This window comes from Coralloluteibacterium stylophorae (genome assembly GCF_018122625.2).
Lineage (GTDB): Bacteria > Pseudomonadota > Gammaproteobacteria > Xanthomonadales > Xanthomonadaceae > Coralloluteibacterium > Coralloluteibacterium stylophorae.
This window is the reverse complement of record NZ_JAGQFT020000003.1, coordinates 20,862-42,564: the sequence shown is the minus strand read 5'-3', so window position 1 is coordinate 42,564 and position 21,703 is coordinate 20,862. Positions and strand designations below refer to the sequence as shown.

24 protein-coding genes are annotated in these 21,703 nt (G+C 73.2%); 17 read left to right on the top strand and 7 right to left on the bottom strand.

Features of this window, described 5'->3' with window-relative positions:
• Positions 1-169 precede the first annotated feature (169 nt).
• The gene (locus KB893_RS04915; RefSeq protein WP_211926785.1) at positions 170-1,435 is read left to right on the top strand and encodes a winged helix-turn-helix domain-containing protein; all 1,266 of its coding nucleotides are present in this window, start codon (positions 170-172) and stop codon (positions 1,433-1,435) included.
• 42 nt (positions 1,436-1,477) lie between these two features.
• Here KB893_RS04915 and KB893_RS04910 read toward each other — a convergent pair whose 3' ends face one another.
• Positions 1,478-2,173 carry a flagellar brake protein gene (locus tag KB893_RS04910; protein WP_338026883.1) on the bottom strand — a complete coding sequence of 232 codons (696 nt, stop codon included), beginning with the start codon at positions 2,171-2,173 and terminating at the stop codon, positions 1,478-1,480.
• A gap of 229 nt (positions 2,174-2,402) precedes the next feature.
• On the opposite strand from KB893_RS04910, the gene KB893_RS04905 reads away from it, so the two are divergent.
• Positions 2,403-3,698, top strand: coding sequence for a dicarboxylate/amino acid:cation symporter (locus tag KB893_RS04905; protein ID WP_211926783.1), 1,296 nt, complete (start codon positions 2,403-2,405; stop codon positions 3,696-3,698).
• A 54-nt stretch (positions 3,699-3,752) separates the two neighbouring features.
• On the opposite strand, the gene KB893_RS04900 is transcribed toward KB893_RS04905, so the two are convergent.
• A complete protein-coding gene (locus KB893_RS04900) occupies positions 3,753-4,061 on the bottom strand; it encodes an EF-hand domain-containing protein (protein WP_211926782.1) in 309 nt (102 codons plus the stop codon).
• Positions 4,062-4,072: 11 nt separating this feature from the next.
• On the bottom strand, positions 4,073-4,597 hold the full coding sequence (locus KB893_RS04895; RefSeq protein ID WP_213173499.1) for a hypothetical protein: 525 nt from the start codon (positions 4,595-4,597) through the stop codon (positions 4,073-4,075).
• 224 nt (positions 4,598-4,821) lie between these two features.
• On the opposite strand from KB893_RS04895, the gene ompR reads away from it, so the two are divergent.
• A complete protein-coding gene (ompR, locus tag KB893_RS04890; RefSeq protein WP_211926780.1) occupies positions 4,822-5,541 on the top strand; it encodes an osmolarity response regulator transcription factor OmpR in 720 nt (239 codons plus the stop codon).
• 2 nt (positions 5,542-5,543) lie between these two features.
• The gene (locus KB893_RS04885; RefSeq protein WP_213173498.1) at positions 5,544-6,800 is read left to right on the top strand and encodes an ATP-binding protein; all 1,257 of its coding nucleotides are present in this window, start codon (positions 5,544-5,546) and stop codon (positions 6,798-6,800) included.
• Between the two features lie 6 nt (positions 6,801-6,806).
• Here the strand turns inward: KB893_RS04885 and KB893_RS04880 are convergent, their stop codons facing one another.
• Positions 6,807-7,295 (bottom strand): NUDIX hydrolase, encoded by a 489-nt coding sequence (locus KB893_RS04880; protein ID WP_211927434.1) that lies wholly within the window; start codon positions 7,293-7,295, stop codon positions 6,807-6,809.
• A gap of 134 nt (positions 7,296-7,429) precedes the next feature.
• Here KB893_RS04880 and KB893_RS04875 point away from each other — a divergent pair, with 134 nt between their 5' ends.
• From KB893_RS04875 to KB893_RS04850, 6 genes are all read left to right on the top strand, one after another.
• A complete protein-coding gene (locus KB893_RS04875) occupies positions 7,430-8,539 on the top strand; it encodes an S-(hydroxymethyl)glutathione dehydrogenase/class III alcohol dehydrogenase (protein WP_211927435.1) in 1,110 nt (369 codons plus the stop codon).
• 19 nt (positions 8,540-8,558) lie between these two features.
• On the top strand, positions 8,559-8,882 hold the full coding sequence (locus KB893_RS04870) for a YnfA family protein (protein WP_211927436.1): 324 nt from the start codon (positions 8,559-8,561) through the stop codon (positions 8,880-8,882).
• A gap of 52 nt (positions 8,883-8,934) precedes the next feature.
• Positions 8,935-9,774, top strand: a complete 840-nt coding sequence (gene fghA, locus KB893_RS04865) for an S-formylglutathione hydrolase (protein WP_377731439.1) — start codon at positions 8,935-8,937, stop codon at positions 9,772-9,774.
• Positions 9,775-9,941: 167 nt separating this feature from the next.
• Positions 9,942-10,361: a CopD family protein gene (locus tag KB893_RS04860; RefSeq protein ID WP_211927438.1), complete on the top strand. Its 420-nt coding sequence runs from the start codon at positions 9,942-9,944 to the stop codon at positions 10,359-10,361.
• Positions 10,362-10,613: 252 nt separating this feature from the next.
• Positions 10,614-11,930 (top strand): MFS transporter, encoded by a 1,317-nt coding sequence (locus KB893_RS04855; protein WP_211927439.1) that lies wholly within the window; start codon positions 10,614-10,616, stop codon positions 11,928-11,930.
• A gap of 40 nt (positions 11,931-11,970) precedes the next feature.
• Positions 11,971-12,753: an SDR family oxidoreductase gene (locus tag KB893_RS04850; protein WP_211927440.1), complete on the top strand. Its 783-nt coding sequence runs from the start codon at positions 11,971-11,973 to the stop codon at positions 12,751-12,753.
• Positions 12,754-12,763: 10 nt separating this feature from the next.
• On the opposite strand, the gene KB893_RS04845 is transcribed toward KB893_RS04850, so the two are convergent.
• Positions 12,764-13,210, bottom strand: a complete 447-nt coding sequence (locus tag KB893_RS04845; RefSeq protein WP_211927441.1) for a hypothetical protein — start codon at positions 13,208-13,210, stop codon at positions 12,764-12,766.
• Between the two features lie 131 nt (positions 13,211-13,341).
• Positions 13,342-14,676, bottom strand: coding sequence for a DEAD/DEAH box helicase (locus KB893_RS04840; RefSeq protein ID WP_211927442.1), 1,335 nt, complete (start codon positions 14,674-14,676; stop codon positions 13,342-13,344).
• 391 nt (positions 14,677-15,067) lie between these two features.
• On the opposite strand from KB893_RS04840, the gene KB893_RS04835 reads away from it, so the two are divergent.
• The 3 genes from KB893_RS04835 to KB893_RS04825 all read left to right on the top strand — a co-directional run bounded on the left by KB893_RS04835 (position 15,068) and on the right by KB893_RS04825 (position 16,649).
• Positions 15,068-15,592, top strand: a complete 525-nt coding sequence (locus KB893_RS04835; RefSeq protein ID WP_213173497.1) for a DUF1232 domain-containing protein — start codon at positions 15,068-15,070, stop codon at positions 15,590-15,592.
• 138 nt (positions 15,593-15,730) lie between these two features.
• Positions 15,731-16,231 (top strand): acyl-CoA thioesterase, encoded by a 501-nt coding sequence (locus KB893_RS04830; RefSeq protein ID WP_211928253.1) that lies wholly within the window; start codon positions 15,731-15,733, stop codon positions 16,229-16,231.
• A gap of 4 nt (positions 16,232-16,235) precedes the next feature.
• The gene (locus KB893_RS04825) at positions 16,236-16,649 is read left to right on the top strand and encodes a YbaN family protein (RefSeq protein ID WP_213173496.1); all 414 of its coding nucleotides are present in this window, start codon (positions 16,236-16,238) and stop codon (positions 16,647-16,649) included.
• A gap of 48 nt (positions 16,650-16,697) precedes the next feature.
• Here KB893_RS04825 and KB893_RS04820 read toward each other — a convergent pair whose 3' ends face one another.
• Entirely contained in the window at positions 16,698-17,306 is a 609-nt protein-coding gene (locus KB893_RS04820) for a C40 family peptidase (RefSeq protein ID WP_213173495.1), read from the bottom strand.
• A 31-nt stretch (positions 17,307-17,337) separates the two neighbouring features.
• On the opposite strand from KB893_RS04820, the gene KB893_RS04815 reads away from it, so the two are divergent.
• Genes KB893_RS04815 through gorA form a run of 4 tightly spaced genes read left to right on the top strand, consistent with a single transcriptional unit; the run spans position 17,338 to position 21,697 of the window.
• Entirely contained in the window at positions 17,338-17,814 is a 477-nt protein-coding gene (locus KB893_RS04815; RefSeq protein ID WP_211927689.1) for an FKBP-type peptidyl-prolyl cis-trans isomerase, read from the top strand.
• A gap of 27 nt (positions 17,815-17,841) precedes the next feature.
• The gene (locus KB893_RS18675) at positions 17,842-19,068 is read left to right on the top strand and encodes a DUF418 domain-containing protein (protein WP_211927690.1); all 1,227 of its coding nucleotides are present in this window, start codon (positions 17,842-17,844) and stop codon (positions 19,066-19,068) included.
• Entirely contained in the window at positions 19,065-20,351 is a 1,287-nt protein-coding gene (locus KB893_RS04805; RefSeq protein WP_377731440.1) for an NAD(P)/FAD-dependent oxidoreductase, read from the top strand. The genes KB893_RS18675 and KB893_RS04805 overlap by 4 nt, the downstream gene beginning before the upstream one ends.
• Positions 20,348-21,697: a glutathione-disulfide reductase gene (gene gorA / locus KB893_RS04800; RefSeq protein WP_211927692.1), complete on the top strand. Its 1,350-nt coding sequence runs from the start codon at positions 20,348-20,350 to the stop codon at positions 21,695-21,697. Before KB893_RS04805 ends, gorA begins: the two co-directional genes overlap by 4 nt.
• Positions 21,698-21,703: the final 6 nt, after the last annotated feature.

Sequence of the window (21,703 nt, the reverse complement as noted above, 5' to 3'; positions counted from 1 at the left end):
AGATGTAATGCTTGCGCGTCGCCGCGCTGGCCACCGGTCGCCGGAGCCGTGGCGCGGGAGGATGCGCGCTCCGGTCGTCGATGACCGGCGGCATTGTCGCCGCCGGCGCCTGAGCCCTGCCCAACGCGCCGGCGCGCGGCTTCGCAGGAACGTCATTGGAGTGTGCGCAATGGATCTCGCGAGAGGCGAAACCGCCCTGACGCTGGCGCAGGCGCGCGTCCTGCACCTGCATGCCCAGGGCCTGGCGGGACCGCCGCGGCGACGCGCCCGCCCGGAGGACGTGGTCGCGGCGATCGCGCGCATGCGCCTGCTGCAGATCGACACCATCCACGTCGTCGCCCGCAGTCCCTACCTCGTGCTGTTCTCGCGGCTGGGCGCCTACGATCCGGCGTGGCTGGATGCGGCGCTCGCCGACGGCGCGATCTTCGAGACCTGGGCGCACGAGGCCTGCTTCGCGCCGATCGACGCGCTGGCGCTGCACGCGGCCGATGCGGATGCCCCGGCGCGACACTGGGCGTTGCGTAATGCGCACCGCATGCGCGATGCGCATCCGCAGGCGATGGCGGCGCTGCTTGCGCATGTGCGCGCGCACGGGGAGGTGCGCTCCAGCGATTTCGCGCGCGAGACCAGCGCCGCCGGCTGGTGGGACTGGAAGCTGGAGAAGCGCTGCATGGAGGCCTGGTTCGCGCTCGGCGCACTGATGGTGGCGCGGCGCGAGCGCTTCCAGCGCGTCTACGACCTGCGTGAACGGGTGCTCGCGCATGCCGGCGTGACGGTTCCGCCGGCGCTGGACCCGGCCGCGCGGCGCCGGCGCATGATCGTCGATGCGGTACGGGCGCTGGGGATCGCGCCGGCGCGCTGGATCGCGGACTACTTCCGGATCGCGCCGCGCATCGGCGATGCCGAGCTCGAACCGCTGTGCGGGGCGGGGCTGCTGCGGCCGGTCGAGGTGGAGGGCTGGCGCCATCCGGGCTACGTCCACCGCGACCACGCCGATGGGCTGGCCGATGCGGCGGCGGGCCGGCTGCGGGCCCGGCATACGACCCTGCTGTCGCCCTTCGACCCGGTCGTCTGGGACCGCGCCCGCGCCGCCGCGCTGTTCGGCTTCGACTACCGGATCGAGTGCTACGTGCCGGCGCCCAAGCGGCGCTACGGCTACTTCGTGCTGCCGATCCTGCGCCGCGGGGCGCTGGTCGGACGGCTCGACGCCAAGGCCCACCGCGCGGAGGGCGTGTTCGAGGTCAAGGGCCTGTGGCTGGAGCCGGGCGTGCGGGTGTCGGCGGCGCTGGCGGCGGATCTCGCCGCGGCGCTGCGGCGCTGCGCCGACTGGCACGGCACCCCGGCCGTGCGCGTGCGGCGGAGCGAACCGGCAGCGCTGCTGCCGGCGCTGCGCGCTGCGCTCGCCGCGCGCACCGGTGCCGGGTCCGATCCATGAGTGCGGAGCGCGCGACGCGCGGGCGGCGCCGCGGCGACGCGCTCAGCGCAGCCCGCGCGCCTGGGCCAGGCGATCGCGCTCCAGGCGCATGACGTAGCGCTGCAGCGCGCGCTGGAACATGCCGCTGGGCCGCAGGAACTCGCAGCCGGCGTGGCGCATCCCGATGCCGCGTACGGTGACCGGCTCGAGGTGGCGCACGGCCAGCGCGAAGCGCAGCTCGCCCTCGTCGGGGAGCCGCATGCGGCAGGTCTGCAGCTGGGTGCCGATCACGAAGCGCTCGTCGTCGGCCGGCAGGCGCAGGCCGACGCCGCCGGCGCAGATGTCGGCAACGTCCGCGCGCAGCGACGCGTTGTCGGCGAGGCCGTCGATGTGGCAGGTCAGTGGCGCGACCGGCGAAACCTCGAGGCGGTGGTATTCCCGGCGCTGGACCTCGACCAGCTCCTCCGGCAGCGGGACGGCGAAGGCGTCGCGTCCCTCGTGGCGGGCCGGCCGCACCGGCCCGCAGCCGAAGTGGATCTGCACGCCGTCCAGCCGGCTCCGGCACAGCAGGGTGCCGCCGTCGGCGACCAGGCGGTTGAGCGCAGGGTCGGGCGCCACGTCGAGCAGCAGGCGCGCGTCCTCGATCCCCAGCACCGCGGTCAGGAAGGTGCGCGGCGTGCCGCCCAGCTGGGCGTCCAGCAGGCAGTTGCGCGCCTGCATCGCGCGCAGCAGGGCGTCGATGCGTGCCGCATCGCGGATGCTGGAACCGTCGGCGTCGGCCGCGATGGCGTTCAGGGCTGGGCTCGCGAGGCGCGGGAAGGGACGTGAAGCTTATCGGCCGCCGCCGGCAGGACTGAAGGGCGGATCGCGGCCGGGCCGCACTGGAACACTGTCGAGCGCCCGGTCGCGTCGCGCGGGCGCGGCGGCTTGGGTAAGGTGCCGCGTCCCGCCAAGGATGCCGTGCGGCACCCCGCGCCCCGGAACGCCCATGTCCACCGCCCTCTCAACCTGGTTCCGCATCCCGTTCTGGCAGCGCGTGCTCGGCGGCTTCATGCTCGGCGCCGTGGTCGGCTGGGCGGTGGGGCCGGCGGCGGAGACCTGGTTCCAGCCGCTGGGCACGATCTACGTCACCCTGATCAAGATGATCGCCACGCCGCTGGTGTTCTTCGCGGTGATCAATGCGGTCGCCGCGCTGCAGGGGCAGAAGTCGATCGCCGCGCTGGGCGGGCGCACCTTCGCCTGGTTCGCGGCGACGGCGGCGCTGGCGGTCGGCGTCGGGCTGGCGGTCGCGCACGTGGTCAATCCCGGACTCGGCGTCAGCGGCCTGCAGATCGCGGCGGACTACGTCCCGCGCGAGGTGCCGACGCCGGTGCAGGTGCTGCTCGACGTGGTGCCGGCCAATCCGTTCCGGGCGCTGGCCGAGGGCCGGATCCTGCAGGTGATCTTCTTCGCCGGCCTGCTCGGCTTCGCCCTGGTCAGGCTCGGCGAGCGCACCGCCGCGCTGCGCGCCCTGGTCGGCCAGGCCAGCGATGCGATGATCCAGGTCACCCGCTTCGTGCTCGAGTTCACCCCGTTCGGCACCTTCGGTCTGATCGCCGCTCTGGTCGGCGCCTATGGGTTCGAGCGCCTGCTGCCGCTGGGCAGCTTCGTCGTCGCGCTGTACGTGGCCTGCGCGCTGCACATCGTGATCGTCTACGGAGGGCTGCTTCTCGCGCACGGGCTCAACCCGCTGAAGTTCTTCCGCGGCGCGGCGCCGGGGATGCAGGTCGCCTTCGTCAGTTCCTCCAGCTTCGCCTCGATGCCGGTGGCGCTGCGTGCGGTCACCCACAACCTGGGCGTCGACCGCGACTACGCCGCGTTCGCGGTGCCGCTGGGCGCCAGCATCAAGATGGACGGCTGCGGCGCGATCTATCCGGCGCTCGCCTCGATCTTCATCGCCCAGTACTTCCACCTCGACCTGAGCCTGGCGCAGTACGTGGCGATCCTGCTGGCCTCGGTGCTCGGCAGCTTCGGCACCGCGGGCGTGCCCGGCACCGCGGTGGTGATGGCGACGGTCGTGCTGTCGGCCGCCGGGCTGCCGCTGGAGGGCCTCGGCCTGCTGCTGGCGATCGACCGCGTGCTCGACATGATGCGGACCATGACCAACGTGACCGGGCAGATGCTGGTGCCGGTCCTGGTCGCGCGCGAGCAGGGGCTGCTCGACACCGCGGTCTACGACGCCGCGTCGAGCAACGTCGGCATCGAGCATGCCCAGGATCCGCGCGAGGCCCGCGCCGGCGAGTGATGGCCCGGCGCCGGGTGCGGCGCGCGCGTCCCTGCGCACGCCGCGTTGCGCGCATCAGCGCATGCGGCGCCCGGCAGCCTGCGCCAGCGCGCGCAGCTCCTCGCGGGTGAGGAGGCCGTCGCCGTCGGTATCGGCCTGGTCGAAGTGCTCTGCCATCCGCGGGAAGCCGGCCTCCACCTCGGCGCGGCTGTAGGCGCCGTCGCCGTCGGTGTCGGCGGCGGCCATGCGCTCCTGCAGGGCCTGCAGGCGTTGCTGGCGCGCATCTCCGGACTGGGCGGCGGCGGCGCTCGTGGCGAGGAGGGCGGCGACGCCGAGGGCGGCGAGGCCGATGGCGACGGGGGTGATGTGGATCCGGATGGTCATCATGGGCTTCCTCAGTGGCAGTCGATGGTGGCGCCGTCGGCGTCGGTGCAGCGCACGGTCCGGCTGCGGGTGCCGCCGTCGGCGTCGGCCTCCCAGGCGCGGGTGGAGGTGATCGTGTTCCCGTCGCGTCCGGTGACCGTGGCGGTGCGGCCGCCTTCGGCGCTGCCGTCGCCGTGTGTACGGCTCGCGCTGGTGCTTCCGCTTGCGCCTTCCGGGCCGGTGAATTCGCCGCCGCGCTCGACCGAGCCGGTGTCGCCGTCGCGGTCTGCGCTGCGCCAGCGCGAGGCGCTGCCGCCATCGACGCCGGCGATGCTGGCGCTGCGTGCGGAGGCATAGCGGTCATCGTCGAGGCTGCGTTCACGCTGCCGCATCGCGTCGCCGCGCGGGCCGCTGGCGGCGGCGCCGACGCTGGCGTTGCCGGGTGCGGTGCGCGAGGCGCTGCGTTCGCGCGTCCGCTGCGCGGCGGCGTCGGGGATCGAGGCGCACAGGCCGGCGCCAAGCAGGGTGATCGACATCAGCAGGGGGGCTGCTTTCATGGGGGCATCCTTGGGTTGGGGAAGCCGTCGCTGCGGCGGGCATGCGGGCCGCGCCGGCAGCGGCGACAGCGACAGGCTAGGGCGCACGGTGGCGCCGTCTGTGTCGCCGGCGACGCCGGATGCAAACGGATGTGTTGGCCTGGCGAGCGCGGACACATCCGCTTGCATCCGGCGTAGTCCGCGCTCCTTGCCGCCGACACGCGGCGCCCGCGATAGTGGCCGCGATGGACTCCCTCCCCCGGTTGCTGCTGGTCGACGACGACGTGCGCCTGCGCGACCTGCTGGCGCGCTATCTCGAGCAGAACGGCTTCGCGGTGCGTGGCGTGGGCGACGGGACGGCGATGCGGCAGGCGCTCGCGCGCGGGCACTACGACCTGATCGTGCTCGACCTGATGCTGCCGGGCGAGGACGGCCTGGAGATCTGCCGGCGCCTGCGCGGCAGCGAGGACGCCACGCCGGTGGTGATGCTCACCGCCAAGGGCGACGAGATCGACCGCATCCTCGGGCTCGAACTCGGCGCCGACGACTATCTGCCCAAGCCGGTCAACCCGCGCGAGCTGCTCGCCCGCATCCGTGCGGTGCTGCGCCGCGCGCGGCAGCCCGGGCCGGGCGCGCCGCGTCCCGATGGCGGCCCCAGGCATTTCGGTTCCTTCACCCTCGACACCGCGCGCCGCGAGCTGTGCCGCGACGGGCGCCCCCTGCCGTTGACCACCGGCGAATTCGCGGTGCTGGCGGTGCTGGTCGCGCATCCGCACCAGCCGCTCACCCGCGACCGCCTGATGAGCCTGTCGCGCGGCCGCGAGCACGAGGCCTTCGAGCGCAGCATGGACGTGATGATCGCGCGCCTGCGCAAGCTGCTCGAGGACGATCCGCGCCATCCGCGGCTGATCCAGACCGTGTGGGGCGTGGGCTACGTCTTCGTGCCGCCGGCGGCGGGGGAGTGAGGATGCCGCCGCGTTCGGTGTTCGGGCAGCTCGCGTGGGTGATCCTGCTGGTCCTTGCCGGCGCAGCGCTGCTGGGCATGCTGCTGGTGCGCGAACTCGCCGTGCGGCCGGGCGCCGAACAGGCGCTGCGCGTGCTCGACCAGCACGGCGCGGCGCTGTCGGCCCTGGTCGCGGGCGCGGAGCGCGACGCGGCAGCGGCGCGGCTGCGCCATCTCGGCTTTGTGGTACGGACGCAGGCGCCGCCGGCGGCGGCCCGGCCGCCGCGCGCCGGCCGCCCCGCCGCGCGTGCATTGCTGGCGCGGGCGCCGGAGGTGCTCGACCCGGGGCGTGCGCTGGTGGCCGGCGAGGTCGACGGCGAGCCCGGGCTGTGGCTGCGCCTGGACGCGCCGGGCCTGTGGGTCGCGGTGCCTTCGACTGCGGGGCGGCGCCTGCCGCTCGGCATCCCGGTCCTGCTGATGCTCGGCTGCGCGCTGCTGGTGTGGCTGGTCGCCGGCTGGTACGCCGGCCGCCTGGTCCGGTCGCTGCGCCGCCTGGCCATGGCGGCGCCCGGGATCGCCCGCGGCGAGACGCTGGCGCCACTGCCGGCTGACGCGCCGCACGAGCTGCACCGGCTCGCCGACGCGCTGGCCGCGGCGAGCACGGACGTGCGCGTCGCCGCCAGCGAGCGCGCGCTGATGCTCGCCGGCATCTCGCACGACCTGCGCACGCCGCTGACGCGCATGCAGTTCGCGATCGCGCTGATGCCGGACACCGACCGCGGGCTCAGCGAAGGGGTGCAGCGCGACGTCGCCGAGATGGACGCGATCCTGGCCCAGTTCATCGCCTATGCGCGCGACGGCCGCGACGAGGCCAGCGAGCCGCTCGACCTCGCCGCCGTCTGCCGCGGCGCGACCGATGCCGCGCGCGGCGCCTGGGCCCTGGAGCTCCCGCCCGCCGCGCCGCTGCGCGGCAAGCCGATGGCGCTGACGCGCGCGGTGGAGAATCTGGTGGTCAACGCGGAACGCCATGGGCGCGCGCCGTTCGCCCTGCGCCTGCGCCCGGCTGGGCACGGCTGGCGGCTGGAGGTCGCGGACGGCGGCGCCGGCCTCGACGCGGAAACCTTCGCGCGACTGCTGCAGCCCTTCGCGCGCGGCGAGGGCGGCGGCAGCGGACTGGGGCTGGCGATCGTGGAGCGCGTCGCGCGGCTGCACGGCGGCAGCCTCGAGGCCGTGCGCGAAGCCGGGGGCTTCGCGATGGTGCTGCGCCTGCGCGATGCCTGAGCCCGCTCAGATCCGGCTGTAGTGCCAGGACTGCATGCGGCCCTGCGCGTAGGGCATGACGCCGTGGAAGGCGCGCGGGTCGTCGTCGAAGACCAGGGGCAGGAACTCGCGGTCGCCCTCCCACATCGGCAGCTCCATGATGCGGTCGAGCGGCTTCCACTCCAGCGTGCCCTCGGCATTGCTGGTGTAGGCCTCGCCCTCGAAGGCGGTGATCACGAACACGAAGCCGAGCCAGTCCTCGCCGTTGCGGCCGAAGCCGGGCCAGCTGATGGTCCCGCGCAGGGTCATCTCGGTGCAGGCGATGCCGGCCTCCTCCATGATCTCGCGGCGCATGCCCGCGACCACGTCCTCGTCGCGCTCCAGCTTGCCGCCGAGGCCGTTGTACTTGCCGAGGTGCTCGTCCTCGGGGCGCGCGTTGCGGTGGATCATCAGGACCTGGCGGCGGTCGCGCGAGAGCACGTAACCGAGCGTGCCGACGATGGGCGTGTAGGGCATGGGCGGGCGTGGCGGAACGGGACGGGCCGCGCATGATACGGGGCTGCGGCCCCAGCTTCCCGCACGTGGTCCCGACCCGGCCGGCGCGCAGCACCTACACTGCCCGGTCCGCTGTCCGTTCATGAGGAAACGCCATGCAAGTCCGCGCCGCCGTCGCCCACAGGGCCGGAGCCCCGCTCACCATCGAGACCGTCGACCTGGAAGGCCCGCGCGCCGGCGAGGTGCTGGTCGAGCTCAAGGCCACCGGCGTGTGCCACACCGACGCCTTCACCCTGTCGGGCGACGACCCGGAGGGCCTGTTCCCGGCCATCCTCGGACACGAGGGCGCCGGCGTGGTGGTGGACGTCGGCCCGGGGGTGACCTCGCTGAAGAAGGGCGACCACGTCATCCCGCTGTACACGCCCGAGTGCCGGCAGTGCGAGTACTGCCTCAATCCCAAGACCAACCTCTGCCAGTCCATCCGCGAGACGCAGGGGCGCGGCCTGATGCCCGACGGCAGCAGCCGCTTCTCCATCGGCGGCGAGAAGATCCACCACTACATGGGCACCTCGACCTTCGCCCAGTTCACCGTGCTGCCGGAGATCGCGCTGGCGAAGATCCGCCAGGACGCGCCGTTCGACAAGGTCTGCTACATCGGCTGCGGCGTGACCACCGGCATCGGCGCGGTGGTGTACACGGCCAAGGTCGAGGTGGGGTCCAAGGTGGTGGTGTTCGGCCTCGGCGGCATCGGCCTCAACGTGATCCAGGGCGCGCGCCTGGCCGGTGCGTCGATGATCGTGGGCGTCGACCTCAACCCCGGCAAGAAGGCCATGGCCGAGCGTTTCGGCATGACCCACTTCGTCAACCCGGCCGAGGTCGAGGGCGACCTGGTGCCCTACCTGGTGTCGCTGACCAAGGGCGGTGCCGACTACACCTTCGAGTGCATCGGCAGCACGAAGGTGATGCGCCAGGCGCTGGAGTGCGCGCACAAGGGCTGGGGCACCTCGGTGATCATCGGCGTGGCCGGCGCGGGTCAGGAGATCTCGACCCGGCCGTTCCAGCTGGTCACCGGCCGCAACTGGCGCGGCTCGGCGTTCGGCGGCGCGCGCGGGCGCACCGACGTGCCGCAGATCGTCGACTGGTACATGGACGGCAGGATCGAGATCGACCCGATGATCACCCACACCATGCCTCTGGACGACATCAACCGTGCCTTCGACCTGATGCACTCGGGCGAGTCGATCCGCTCGGTGGTGCTGTACTGACCGCGGCGGGCGCGGCGCCATGAAGACCTTCCTGCTGTTCGTGGCGACCGCGCTGGCCGAGATCGTCGGCTGCTATCTGCCCTGGCTGTGGCTGCGCCAGGGGCGAAGCGCGTGGCTGCTCGTCCCTGCGGCGGCCGCGCTGGCGCTGTTCGTGTGGCTGCTGAGCCTGCATCCCACCGCGACCGGCCGGGTCTACGCGGCCTACGGTGGGGTATACGTCGCCGTCGCCCTGCTGTGGCTGTGGCGGGTCGACGGCGTGCGCCCGGGAACCTGGGACCTGGTGGGCGCCGCCTTCGCGCTCACCGGAATGGGCATCATCATGTTCGCGCCGCGCGGCAGCTGAAGCCCGCCGGCGGGCCGATCACCACGACACCACGGGAGGATCCACGATGAGCATCGAGACCATCTCCGAGCAGCGCTGCTTCGGCGGCGTGCAGGGCACCTACCGGCATATCTCGCGCGAGACCGGAGGCGCGATGCGCTTCTCCGTGTACCGGCCGCCGGCGGCGGAGGACGGTCCGGTCCCGGTGCTGTACTACCTCGCCGGCCTGACCTGTACCGAGGAGACCTTCCCGATCAAGGCCGGCGCACAGCGGGTGGCGTCCGAACTCGGACTGATGCTGGTCGCGCCCGACACCAGCCCGCGCGACACCGGCATCGAGGGCATCACCACCGACTGGGACTTCGGCGAGGGCGCCGGCTTCTACCTCGATGCGACGCAGGCGCCGTATGCCGAGCGCTTCCGCATGTACTCCTACGTGGTCGAGGAGCTGCCGGCGCTGATCGCCGGGCAGCAGCCGGTCGACGTCGCGCGCACCGGGATCTTCGGGCACTCGATGGGCGGCCACGGCGCACTGACCATCGCGCTGAAGAACCCGGGCCGCTACCGCTCCGTGTCGGCGTTCGCGCCGATCGTCGCGCCGGCGCAGGTGCCGTGGGGCGAGAAGGCGCTGCCGCGCTACCTCGGCGACGACCGCGCCGCCTGGGGCGCGTACGACGCCACGGCGCTGGTGCGCGAGGGCCGCCGCTTCGACGGCACCATCCTCATCGACCAGGGCGATGCCGACCAGTTCCTCGCCGGCCAGCTGCGTCCCGAGGTGTTCGAGGAAGCCTGCCGCGAGGCCGGCCAGCCGCTCGAGCTGCGCATGCAGGCCGGCTACGACCACAGCTACTGGTTCATCCAGAGCTTCGTCGAGGACCACCTGCGGCATCACGCAAGGGCGCTGAGGGGCTGAGGACGGTCTCGACGTCGGGGCGGCGCCCCTGTGGGAGGGGCTTCAGCCCCGAGGGGCATGCATCGGCGGGTGGTGCAGGGGGGGGCGCGGCTGAAGCCGCTCCTACAGGGGCGTGGGCTCGGGGCGGCTGGCATCATGCTCGGCGTTCCCACCGCCTGGACCGCACGATGGCCTATCTCTGGACCAAGACCTTCCACCTCGTCTTCGTGATCGCCTGGATGGCGACGGTGTTCTACCTGCCGCGCATCCTGGTGAACCTGGCGGAGGTCGCCGGCGAGGCCGCGGTGCGGGAGCGCCTGGTGCTGATGGGGCGGCGCCTGTACCGCTTCGGCCACGTCATGTTCGGCATCGCCTTCGTGCTGGGGCTCGCGCTGTGGCTGCACTTCGGCATCGCCGGCGGCTGGCTGCACGCCAAGCTGGGCCTGGTCGTGCTGCTGCTCGTGTACTACACGATCAGCGGGCGCTGGCTGAAGAAGGCCGGCCGCGGCGGTGCACTGCCCGCGGCGAAGACCCTGCGCTGGTTCAACGAGCTCCCGGTCCTGCTGCTGGTGGCGATCGTGTTCCTGGTGCTGGCCAAGCCGTTCTGATTGGAGTCGGCGGGAAGAGGGAAGCGGGAACCGGGCCCCGAGGCTCCGGACACCGGTCCGCCCGCATTCCCTGTAGGAGCGGCTTCAGCCGCGACCCACGCGGCGGGCGCAGGCTCCGATCCGGCCGCGCCCGATCATTGCCGTAGCCGGTCCGTCACCGCGCCGATCCACTGTACGAGGCTGCAGGCCGCAGGGAATCGAGGTCCCCATTCCCGCTTCCTGCCGTTCCCCTCCCGCTTCCCCTGTCCAGCCATGCCCACCCTCCGCCGTACCCATCCCGCCGACCTCCCGCCCGTCCAGCGCCGCGAGCTGTGGGCGTGGGCGGGATACGACTTCGCCAACTCCGGCTACACCACCGTGGTCATCACCGCGGTGTTCAACGCCTACTTCGTGCGGGTGGTGGCCGACGGCGCGGACTGGGCGACGTTCGCCTGGACCCTGGCGCTGTCGCTGAGCTACCTGCTGGTCGCCGTCACCGCGCCGGCGCTGGGGGCGTGGGCGGACCTGCGCGCGCGCAAGAAGTTCCTGCTGGCGATCACCACCGCGGTGTGCGTCGCCGGCACCGCGGCGCTGGCCGCCTGCGGGCCGGGCTCGGTGGCGCTGGCGATCGCGCTGGTGGTGGTGACCAATGCCGCGTTCGGCACCGGCGAGAACGTGATCGCCGCCTTCCTGCCCGAGCTCGCCAGCGAGGACGGCATGGGCCGGCTGTCGGGCTACGGCTGGGGCTTCGGCTACGTCGGCGGGCTGCTGATTCTGGGCGTATGCCTGTGGTGGATCATGGCCGGCGCCGCCGCCTTCGGCGTGGATGCGTCCGCGGTGGTGCCGCAGACCATGCTGATCACCGCCGCGGCCTTCCTGCTCGCCGCGCTGCCGACCCTGCTGGTGCTGCGCGAGCGCGCGCGTCCGCAGCCGGCGCGCAGCGGGCTGTGGCGGACCTCGTTCGCGCGCCTGCGCCAGGCGCTGCTCGAGAGCGAAGGCCTGATCGACCTGCGCCGCTTCCTGCTGTGCATCGTGTGCTACCAGGCCGGGGTCATGACCGTGATCACGATCGCCGCGATCTTCACCGAGCAGGCGCTGGGCTTCAGCACCACCGAGAGCATCGTGCTGATCATGGTGGTGAACGTCACCGCCGCGGTCGGCGCCCTGGTGTTCGGGCTGGTCCAGGACCGCCTGGGGCACCGGCCGACGCTGGCGATCACCCTGGTGGCCTGGCTCGCGGCGATCGGGCTGTTCTGGTTCGCCGAGGACCGGCGCCTGGTCTGGGTGGCGGCCAACGTCGCCGGGCTCGCGCTGGGCGCATCGCAGTCGGCAGGGCGCGCGCTGGTGGGCTATCTGTGCCCGGCGCGGCGCGAGGCCGAGGTGTTCGGGCTGTGGGGGCTGGCGGTCAAGCTGTCCTCGGTGATCGGGCCGCTGGCCTTCGGTGCGGTGAGCTGGGCCAGCGGCGGCGACTACCGCATCGCCATGCTGGCGACTTCACTGTTCTTCGTCGCCGGCCTCGCGATCCTGGCGACCGTCGACGTGCCGCGCGGCCGTGCTGCGGCGAGGGTGGCCGACGCCGCCATCGGCTGACCCGCGCACGGCGACGCCATCCCGTCCGCTGGAGTCGCGCATGCCGTCCAAGCCCCCCGAGGTTCCCGTCGTCTCCGCCGCACCGCTCGCCGGCCGCGTGGTGCTGGTCACCGGCTCCGCGCACGGCATCGGCCGCGCGATCTGCGAAGGCGTGCTCGCCGCCGGCGGCAGCGTGGTGGCGCTCGACCAGGACGGCGAGGCCGGCCGGCGCACCGCGCAGGACTGGAGCGCCGGCGAGCGCGTGCTGTTCCGGAGGACCGACGTGGCCAGGGAGGCGCAGGTCGCCGCCGCGGTGGCCGCGGCGCTGAAGCGTTTCGGGCGCCTCGACGGCGTGGTCAACAACGCCAACATCGCCGACCCCGTGACCGGGCCGGTGGCGAAGCTCGACCTCGCCGACTGGAACCGCAGGCTCGCGATCAACCTCACCGCCGCGATGCTCTTCGCCAGGCACGCGGCCGAGGCGCTCGGCCGGGATCGCGGCGCGATCGTCAACATCGCCTCCACCCGCGCGCACCAGTCGGAGCCGGAGACCGAGGCCTATGCCGCCTGCAAGGGCGGGCTGCTGGCCCTGACCCATGCGCTCGCGATCAGCCTGGGGCCGACGGTGCGGGTCAATGCGATCAGTCCGGGCTGGATCGACACCGGCGACTATGCGGCGCTGCGCCGCGCCGACCACGCCCACCACCCGGTCGGGCGCGTGGGCGTGCCGGCGGACATCGCCGCGCTGTGCGTGTTCCTGCTGTCGGACGCGGCCGGATTCGTGACCGGCCAGGAGTTCGTCGCCGACGGCGGCATGACGCGGAAGATGATCTACGCGGGCTGACGCATGCGCGTCAGATCTGCGACTGCGACGGGTACTTGTAGCGCTCGATCGCCATCGGCAGGTAGCGCCGCGCGTAGACGTGGTCGACGCCGTCCAGCACCTGCCTGGCGCGCTCCGCGCTGGCGTCGTCCGGGGTGTAGACGAAGGCGAACGCGCCGCCGCGGCGGGCGAGCTTGATGTCGTCGTCGACGTAGCCGTGCTCGGTGCCGCCGTGCATCTCGGCGATGGCGACCTTGAGCTTCTGCAGGGTGGTGTCGGGCTCGGCCTCGAGCGTCTGGGTCATGAAGGTGCCGCTGACCGCGGCGACGTCGTCCTCGGCGAATCCTGCCTCGCGGAACCGGTCCACGGCGGTCGTGGCGCGCTCCTGGTTCTCGAATCCGACGACGACGTAGTGCTTGGGGAAGAACATGCCGAAGGAGGAGTCCTTCTCCTTCAGGAAGTCCCAGTGGTAGACCATGGTGGCTGCCCTCGTGCGGAAAGTCCGCATGCTCGCGCCGACACCGTCAATGGCCCGCGAACCGGGCGCCGCAACGGCAGAGGGCGGCCCGTGGGCCGCCCTCGTCGTCTCCATGCGGCTGGCGTGCCCGGTCAGCGTGCCGGTGCCTGGCTGCGCTGGCCGCCCCGGCGCCCGCGCTGCTCGCCGGGGCTCTTCTGCCGCGGACCGGCATGCGCGTGTCCCTGCGGCTGCGGATGCGGACGGCGCCCCTGCTTGCGCGGCGGGCGCTGGCCCGCGGGCGTGCCCGGCGCACGCCGGCGGCTGTCCCCCGAATCCAGGCGCAGCGGCGCCTGCGGCGCGTAACCCTCGACCTCGGACAGCTCGATGTCGCAGCGGATCAGGCGCTGGATCGCGCGCAGCAGCTTGGCCTCGTCGGCGGCGACCAGGCTCAGCGCCTCGCCCTTCGCGCCGTTGCGGCCGGTGCGGCCGATGCGGTGCACGTAGTCCTCGGCGACCATCGGCAGGTCGAAGTTGATGACCCGCGGCAGCGAGTGGATGTCGAGGCCGCGCGCGGCGATGTCGGTGGCGACCAGCACCCGCGTCCGCCCGGACTTGAAGTCCTTCAGCGCCCGCGTGCGCGCGCCCTGGCTCTTGTTGCCGTGGATCGCGTCGACGGTGATGCCGGAGGCGGCGAGGAAGCGCGCCAGCTTGTCGCTGCCGTGCTTGGTCCGCGCGAACACCAGGGTCTGGTCCTGGTTGGCGCCGAGCAGGTGCAGCAGCAGGTCGCGCTTGCGCGGCGCATCGACCGGATGCACGCGGTGGGTGACGGTGTCGGCCACGGCGTTGTTCGCGGCGATCTGCACCTCGCGCGGGTCCGGGCGCATGAAATCCTTGGCCAGCGCCTTGATCGGCGCGTCGAAGGTGGCCGAGAACAGCAGGGTCTGCCGGTTCGAGGGCAGGCGGCCGAGGATGCGCCGGATCGCGGGCAGGAAGCCCATGTCGAGCATGCGGTCGGCCTCGTCGAGCACCAGCACCTGGATGTGCGAGAGGTCGACGCTGCGGCGGTCGATGTGGTCGATCAGGCGGCCGGGGGTGGCCACCAGCACGTCCACGCCGCGGCGCAGCGCGTCGAGCTGTGGGGTCATGCCGGCCCCGCCGAAGATCGCCAGCGTCGACAGGCGCAGGTGGCGGCCGTAGGCGCGCAGGTTGTCGTGGACCTGCAGGGCGAGCTCGCGGGTCGGGGTCAGCACCAGCGCACGCGGGCGCTTCGGGCCCGCGGCGCGGACCTCGCCGTGGGCGAGCATGTCGAGCATGGGCAGGCCGAAGGCGGCGGTCTTGCCGGTGCCGGTCTGGGCGCCGGCGAGCAGGTCGTGGCCGGCCAGCACGTGCGGGATCGCCTGTGCCTGGATTGGAGTGGGGTTGGTGAAGTTCTGGTCCGCGAGTGCACGCAGCACCGCGGGCGACAGCCCGAGTGTATCGAAGGACATGGATGCTCCTGTTGTCCGCGCCCGTAGGCGCGGGGTCACGCCCGCAACCGGACGTGCAAGGTCTCGCAAGCGTTCCCTGGAACCGCGCTCGGAGCTTGGGATGCGGACGCGCCGACAGCGGCGGATCCGGCGTTCGCGCAGCGCGGCGTGCGGCGTGGTGCGGCGCGGATCGGCGGGCGATCCGGTGGCGGCGACCGGAGGGGACGGCTCTGCCGCTGCGGCGAACGAACGCTGAGTCTACTGCATCGCAGCAGGCGCGGCCATCGCCCGGCGCCCGCCGGGGCGAGGGCCACCTGATTCCGTTCAGGCCCGCGGCATGACGAATGCAACTGTGCAGGTCCTTCCCGCGGCGTTAAGGTCGCGTTCCGGATCCACCGGAGGGACGCCTGCAATGCGCATCACGTTCGAACTCGACCCGGTCGACCTCGCGCGGTTCGACGAGGCGCTGCGGCGCGCCGAGCGTCGCGTCGCCTGCGCCGATGCCTGCGAGATCGTCGACGCGGCGCGGCATGCGCTGGCGGCGATGCCGCACTGTACGCCGGGCTTCGTGCGCCGCCGGCTCGACCAGGTGGGCGACCTCATCGCGATGCTCGAGGACGAGGCCTGGGCGCTGCCGCAGGACGAGCGCGCCCAGGTGCTCCGCGTGCTGGCCTACATGGGCGACCCCGAGGACATGATCCCCGACCACGTCGAGATCATCGGCCTGCTCGACGACGCGATCATGCTGGAACTGCTGCTGCGCCGGCTCGACCGGGTCATCGTCGCGTGGCGCGACTTCTGCGGCCAGCGCGAGGCGCTGGGTGCACCGCCGTCCGAATGCGCCGCGCGCGGCGACTGGGTGCGCCTGCTCGCGCGGCAGCGCGAGGCGCTGCACGGGCGCATGCGCGGCAGCGTCGCCGGGCCCGGCTCGGCCTGAGCCGGGCGGCGGGGCACTCGCGCCTCGCCAGGGTGGGCTCCGCTGACGCACTCTATGCGGCGACCCCGCAAGGAGCCGCCGCATGCGCACCGACCTTCCCGTTCCCGGCACCGCCCCGAGCCATGCGGAGGCCGCGGCATGAGCGGCCAGCAGGATTCGCTGACCTTCCGTTTCCTGGCCGAGCCGACCGACGTCAACTACGGCGGAAAGGTCCACGGCGGCGTGGTGATGAAGTGGATCGACCAGGTCGGCTACGCCGCGGCGGTCGGCTGGAGCGGCAAGTACAGCGTCACCGTCGCGGTCGGCGGCATCCGCTTCGTCTCGCCGATCCGCACCAGCGACCTGGTCAGCGTCACCGCCAAGCTGGTGCACACCGGCACCACCAGCATGCACTTCGCCATCGACGTGCGCGCCCGCGATCCCGGGCTGGACAGCAGCGATCCGCAGGAGCGGCTGTGCACCCACTGCGTGATCGTCTTCGTCGCGCTGGACGGCGTCGAGGGCCGGCCGACGCCGGTGCCTGCATGGGAGCCGAAGACCGACGAGGACCGGCGCCTGGCCGAGTACGCGATCCAGGTCATGGACCTCAGCAAGGGCATCGAGGCGGTCGTCGAGCGCTACCACGGCGACGCCGGCTAACGCCATGCCCCGGGTGCTGTGGCTGGTCGCGGCCTACCTGTTCCTGGTTCTGGGGCTGATCGGTGCGGTGCTGCCCGGAATGCCCACGACGGTGTTCGTGCTGCTCGCGGCCTGGGCCGCGACCAACGGCTCGCCGCGCCTGCGCGCCTGGCTGATGCGCCACCGCGTGTTCGGCCCGACCATCCGCGACTGGGAGGCGCATGGCGCCGTCGGCCGCCGCGCCAAGTGGATGGCGACGCTGGCGATGGTGGCGTGCGCCGCCATCGCCTTCGTCTTCGCACCGCGCTGGGCGGCCTGGCTGTCGGTCGCGGTGATGGGCGTGGTCGATACCTGGCTGTGGTTGCGGCCGGAGCCGCCGGCGGCGGAGACCGGCGCCGGCCCGGTCGCGGAGCGGGCGCACCGCGACGACGAGCCGTGATCGGCCGCCGGGCGGAGCGGGTGGCGACCGATGCCTGCCTGCCGTCGCTCAGCGCAGCACGCGCCGCGCGCCGAGGTAGTTCTCCTTCCACCAGTAGCCGTCGAGGCTGTCCATGCGCACCGTGCCGCCGCTGTTGGGGGCGTGCACGAAGCGGCCCTCGCCGACGTAGATGCCGACGTGGCTGGCGCTGCGGCCGCTGCCGAAGAACACCAGGTCGCCCGGCGCGATCTGGCCGAGGCGGATGCGCGGCGCGTCGAGTTCGTTCATCGCCCGCGAGGTGCGCGGCAGGGCGAGATCGGCGACGTCGCGGTAGACGTAGACCACCAGGCCACTGCAGTCGAAGCCGGAGTCGGGCGTGTTGCCGCCGTAGCGGTAGGGCGTGCCGACCAGGCCGAGCGCGCGCATCAGCACGTCGTTGGCGCGCGGGGAGACCGGCGTGGGCGCGTCGTAGCCCTCGCTGCGCCAGTCGCGGATGCGCGACTCGGGCAGCGACGTCGGCCGCGTCGCCTGGTGGCCGCCGCACGCGGCCAGGCCGAGACAGAGGGCGATGCCGAGGAGGGCGGAGGGCCGCGGCCGCGGCGCTGGCGCCTGCCGGTGACGGTCGGGATAATGCGCGGCCTTCTTCACGGCCGCGGATGATGCCGCACGCGCGCGCATCCTGCATCCGCCGCCCCACCCGAGAGACCGAATGAAGATCGAGAAAGACAGCGTCGTGCGCTTCCACTACCGCGTCAGCGAGGGCGGCACCGAGATCGAGAGTTCGCACGAGCGCGAGCCGATGACGATCCTGGTCGGCCACGGCGCGATCATCCCGGGCCTGGAGAAGGCGCTGGTCGGCGCCGAGGCCGGCGAGACGGTGGCGGTGGACGTCGAGAGCGCCGAGGCCTACGGCGCGCGCAACGAGGGCATGACCCAGCGCGTGCCGAAGAAGGTGTTCGGCAAGCAGAAGCTGGTGCCGGGCGCGCAGGTCGTGGTGCAGACCAACCAGGGCCCGCGCGCGGTCACCGTGCAGAAGGTCGGCATGACCGTGGTCGACGTCGACCTCAACCACCCGATGGCGGGCAAGGACCTGCACTTCGACGTGGAGATCGTCGAGGTGCGCGCCGCCACCGAGGAAGAGATCGCCCACGGCCACGCGCATGGCGACGGCGGCCACCAGCACTGACCGATGGCGGAGGTGCGGGGAGCTCCGGTGACCGCCCCGGCGCCCCTGCCGCCCGCGGCTGCCGGCGCGCTCGACGGCGCGCCGCGGGGCCGCGTCGAGGGCCTCGACGCGATCCGCGGCGTGGCCCTGCTCGGCATCTTCCTGATGAACGTCGAGTGGTTCTCGCGGCCGATGCAGGAGCTGGGTCTCGGCCCCGCCGCCGGCCTGGCACCGCTCGACGCGCTGGCGGCGTGGCTGGTGTACGCCCTGGTCCAGGGCAAGTTCTGGATCCTGTTCTCGCTGCTGTTCGGGATGGGATTCGCGGTGATGCAGGGCCGCGCGCAGGCGTCGCCGCGTCCGTTCGCGCCGGCCTACGCGCGCCGCCTGGGCATGCTGCTGGGGCTGGGCGTCGCCCACGCCGTCCTGCTGTGGCCGGGCGACATCCTGCACAACTACGCGATCGCCGGCGCCGTGCTGCTCGCCTTCCACGGGCTCGAGCAGCGCCTGCTGTGGGTGCTCGGCGCGACCCTCTATCTGTTGCTGGCCCTGCTGTCGCTCCTCGGCGGGGCGCTGATGGCGGCGGCACCGGCGCTGGCGCCCGATACGGCCGTGGACGCCGCCGCGGCCGCGCAGGCCTATGTCCAGGGCGACTTCGCCACCGTCACCGCGCAGCGCCTGTCGTACTTCGGCGGCCAGCTCGCCAACGAGATCGCGATCCTGCCGTCGATCCTGGGCGTGTTCCTGATCGGCATGTGGTGCGTGCGGTCGGGCGTCGTCGTCGACCCGGCGGCGCATCGCCGCGTGCTGATGCGGATGCTCGGATGGGGCGCGCCGCTCGGGGCGGCGCTGACCGCGCTCGCGCTGTGGATCGCGCTGGGCGCCGAGGCCGGTTCCGGCGGCCGCTACCTCGCGCTCGGGGTGATGCTGTTCGCCAACCTGCCGCTGGCGCTGGCATATCTCGCAGTGCTGGCGCTGGCCTTCGCGCGCATGCCGCGGCTGCGGGCCTGGTTGGCGCCGGCAGGACGCATGGCGCTGACCAACTACATCCTGCAGTCGCTGGTCGCCTCGCTCGTGTTCTACGGCTACGGCGCCGGGCTGTACGGCCAGATCGGCCGGGCCGGGCAGTGCGGCCTGGTGTTGGCGGTGTTCGCGGCGCAGCTGGTGATCAGTCGCTGGTGGATGGGGCGCTTCGCCTACGGGCCACTGGAATGGCTGTGGCGCGCGGCGACCTGGCTGCGCTGGCCGCCGCTGCGACGCGCGGCCGCCGACGTCTGAGCCCGGGGGGCGGTCGCTACACTCGCGGCATGACCGACAGCCACGACGACATCCTCATCCTCGGCGGCGGCGTCGCCGGCCTCGCCTGTGCGCTGTACCTGCTGCGCGAAGGGCGCGGCGTGCGCATCCTCGAGCAGGGACGGGTCGGCAGCGGCGCCTCGCACGGCAACTGCGGCACGATCACGCCCAGCCATGCGCCGCCGCTGGCGGGGCCGGGCGTGATCGCGCGCGCGCTGAAGTGGATGACCAGGCCCGATGCGCCGCTCTACATCCGCCCGCGCGTCGATCCGGCGCTCGCCGACTGGCTGCTGCGCTTCGCCCTGCGCTGCAACCGCGACGACTGGTGGGCGAGCGCCCGCGCGCGCGCGGCGCTGCTGGACGCCTCGCGCGGCCTGATCGGGACCCTGGTGGAGGAGGAGGGCCTCGACTGCCGGTTCGAGGCCAACCCGCTGTGGTACGTGGCGCGCGACCGGCGCCAGTTCGAGCACGAGGTGCGGGAGGCGGCGCTGCTGCGCACGCTCGGGATCGAGTCGCGGGTGCTGGATGCGGCCGAGGTCGCACGCTGCGAGCCGGCGCTGCGGCCGGGCGTCGCCGGAGCGATCGAATTCGCCGGCGACGCCAGCCTGCGCCCGGACCGCTACGTCGCCGAGCTGGCGCGGGTGGTGCGCGCCAACGGCGGCCTGATCGAGGAGGACTGCCGCGTGCTCGGCATCGACCACGAGCGCGGTCGCGTGGCGTCGGTGCGGACCGCGCTCGGCGCGCGCCGCGGCGGCGAGGTGGTCCTGGCCGCCGGCGCGTGGTCGCCGACACTGTCGCGCGGTCTCGGCCTGAACGTGCCGGTGCAGCCCGGCAAGGGCTACTCGATCACCTATTCGCGGCCGGCGCTGGCGCCGTCGCGACCGCTGGTGCTGAAGGGCCCGCAGGTGTGCGTGACCACGTGGTCCGACGGCTTCCGCCTGGGCAGCACGATGGAGTTCTCCGGCTACGACGCCAGCCTCAACCGCACCCGCCTGGACGCGCTCGTGCGCGCCGCGCGCGAACACCTGCACGAACCGGTCGGGCCCGAGCTGCGCGAGGAGTGGTACGGCTGGCGGCCGATGACCTACGACGACCTGCCGCTGCTCGGCCGCGCGCCGCGCTGGGACAACCTGTGGCTGGCGACGGGGCACGGCATGCTCGGCATGAGCATGTCGGCGGCGACCGGTCGGCTTCTTGCCGACCTCGTGACGCGGCGCGCGCCTATCCTCGACCCTTCCCCCTACGATCCCGCCCGCTTCGCATGAGCCAGGCCCAGTACGACCTCGTGGTGATCGGCGCCGGTTCCGGCGGCATGGCCACCGCGCAGCGCGCCGCCGCCCACGGCGCGCGCGTGGCGATGGTCGAATCCGGCCCGGTCGGCGGCACCTGCATCCATTCCGGCTGCGTGCCGAAGAAGGCGACGTGGCTCGCCGCGCAGCTCGCCTACGCGCAGGACATCGGCCGCGAATACGGCTTCCCGGTGAAGCCGACGAAGATCGACTGGGGCGCCTTCGTCGAGCGACGCGACGCCTTCATCGCCGGCATCGAGCGGCGCTACCGCGAGCGCTTCGCCAGCGCGGGCGTGGAGATCATCGCCGCCGAAGGCCGCATCGTCGGGCCGGGGCGGGTCCGGGCCGGCGAACGCGAACTCGGCGCGCGCCACATCCTCGTCGCCACCGGCTCCAGGCCCGTCGTGCCGGACATCGACGGCGCCGACCTCGGCGAGACCTCCGACGACTTCTTCGGCTGGCAGGCGCAGCCGCGCCGGGTCGCGCTGATCGGCGGCGGCTACATTTCGGTCGAGCTGGCCGGCATGCTCTGCGCCCTCGGCACCGAGGTGACGCTGTTCGCACGCGAGCAGCAGCTGCTCGAGAAGTTCGACGCGGAGTCGGCCGACTTCCTCGCCTCGCGCATGCGCGGCGAGCGCATCGACGTGCGCTGCGGGGTCGACGTCACCAGCCTCGTCCGCGACGGCGCGAAACTCACCGTCGAATGCCGCGAGGGCGGCACCAAGGCGGGCTTCGACCGGGTGCTGTGGGCGGTGGGGCGTGCGCCGCGCACGCGCGGGATCGGCCTGGAGAGCGTCGGCGTGAAGACCGACGGGCGCGGGCGGATCGAGGTCGACGACGAGTTCGACACCTCCGCCGCCCACGTCCACGCCCTCGGCGACTGCAGCACGCTGCGGCCGCTCACGCCGGTGGCGGTGGCCTGCGGGCGCAGGCTGGCCGACCGCCTGTTCGCGACCGGCGAGCCGGTGCCGGTGGATCTCGGCCTGATCCCGAGCGTGGTGTTCGGCCATCCGCCGCTGGCGAGTGTCGGCCTGTCCGAGGCCCAGGCGCGCGCGCGCCACGGCGACGGCATCACCATCCATCGCGGCCGCTTCCGCGCACTGCGCACCGCGCTCGGCGGCCGCGACTGCGAGAGCTTCGTCAAGCTGATCTGCACCGGCGACGACGAGCGCGTGATCGGCCTGCACATGGTCGGCGAGAACACCGACGAGGTGCTGCAGGGCTTCGCCGTGGCGATGCGCTGCGGCGCGACCAAGCGCGACTTCGACGCCACCATCGCCGTGCATCCGAGCACCGGCGAGGAAGTCGTCACCCTGGTCTGAGCCGTG

Excerpts from the sequence above, each read along its gene's own strand:
- KB893_RS04915 (WP_211926785.1), top strand. The coding sequence starts at position 170 with ATGGATCTCGCGAGAGGCGAAACCGCCCTGACGCTGGCGCAGGCGCGC.
- KB893_RS04905 (WP_211926783.1), top strand. The coding sequence starts at position 2,403 with ATGTCCACCGCCCTCTCAACCTGGTTCCGCATCCCGTTCTGGCAGCGC.
- KB893_RS04900 (WP_211926782.1), bottom strand. The coding sequence starts at position 4,061 with ATGACCATCCGGATCCACATCACCCCCGTCGCCATCGGCCTCGCCGCC.
- KB893_RS04895 (WP_213173499.1), bottom strand. The coding sequence starts at position 4,597 with ATGAAAGCAGCCCCCCTGCTGATGTCGATCACCCTGCTTGGCGCCGGC.
- ompR (WP_211926780.1), top strand. The coding sequence starts at position 4,822 with ATGGACTCCCTCCCCCGGTTGCTGCTGGTCGACGACGACGTGCGCCTG.
- KB893_RS04885 (WP_213173498.1), top strand. The coding sequence starts at position 5,544 with ATGCCGCCGCGTTCGGTGTTCGGGCAGCTCGCGTGGGTGATCCTGCTG.
- KB893_RS04880 (WP_211927434.1), bottom strand. The coding sequence starts at position 7,295 with ATGCCCTACACGCCCATCGTCGGCACGCTCGGTTACGTGCTCTCGCGC.
- KB893_RS04875 (WP_211927435.1), top strand. The coding sequence starts at position 7,430 with ATGCAAGTCCGCGCCGCCGTCGCCCACAGGGCCGGAGCCCCGCTCACC.
- KB893_RS04870 (WP_211927436.1), top strand. The coding sequence starts at position 8,559 with ATGAAGACCTTCCTGCTGTTCGTGGCGACCGCGCTGGCCGAGATCGTC.
- KB893_RS04860 (WP_211927438.1), top strand. The coding sequence starts at position 9,942 with ATGGCCTATCTCTGGACCAAGACCTTCCACCTCGTCTTCGTGATCGCC.
- KB893_RS04855 (WP_211927439.1), top strand. The coding sequence starts at position 10,614 with ATGCCCACCCTCCGCCGTACCCATCCCGCCGACCTCCCGCCCGTCCAG.
- KB893_RS04850 (WP_211927440.1), top strand. The coding sequence starts at position 11,971 with ATGCCGTCCAAGCCCCCCGAGGTTCCCGTCGTCTCCGCCGCACCGCTC.
- KB893_RS04845 (WP_211927441.1), bottom strand. The coding sequence starts at position 13,210 with ATGGTCTACCACTGGGACTTCCTGAAGGAGAAGGACTCCTCCTTCGGC.
- KB893_RS04840 (WP_211927442.1), bottom strand. The coding sequence starts at position 14,676 with ATGTCCTTCGATACACTCGGGCTGTCGCCCGCGGTGCTGCGTGCACTC.
- KB893_RS04835 (WP_213173497.1), top strand. The coding sequence starts at position 15,068 with ATGCGCATCACGTTCGAACTCGACCCGGTCGACCTCGCGCGGTTCGAC.
- KB893_RS04830 (WP_211928253.1), top strand. The coding sequence starts at position 15,731 with ATGAGCGGCCAGCAGGATTCGCTGACCTTCCGTTTCCTGGCCGAGCCG.
- KB893_RS04825 (WP_213173496.1), top strand. The coding sequence starts at position 16,236 with ATGCCCCGGGTGCTGTGGCTGGTCGCGGCCTACCTGTTCCTGGTTCTG.
- KB893_RS04820 (WP_213173495.1), bottom strand. The coding sequence starts at position 17,306 with ATGCGCGCGCGTGCGGCATCATCCGCGGCCGTGAAGAAGGCCGCGCAT.
- KB893_RS04815 (WP_211927689.1), top strand. The coding sequence starts at position 17,338 with ATGAAGATCGAGAAAGACAGCGTCGTGCGCTTCCACTACCGCGTCAGC.
- gorA (WP_211927692.1), top strand. The coding sequence starts at position 20,348 with ATGAGCCAGGCCCAGTACGACCTCGTGGTGATCGGCGCCGGTTCCGGC.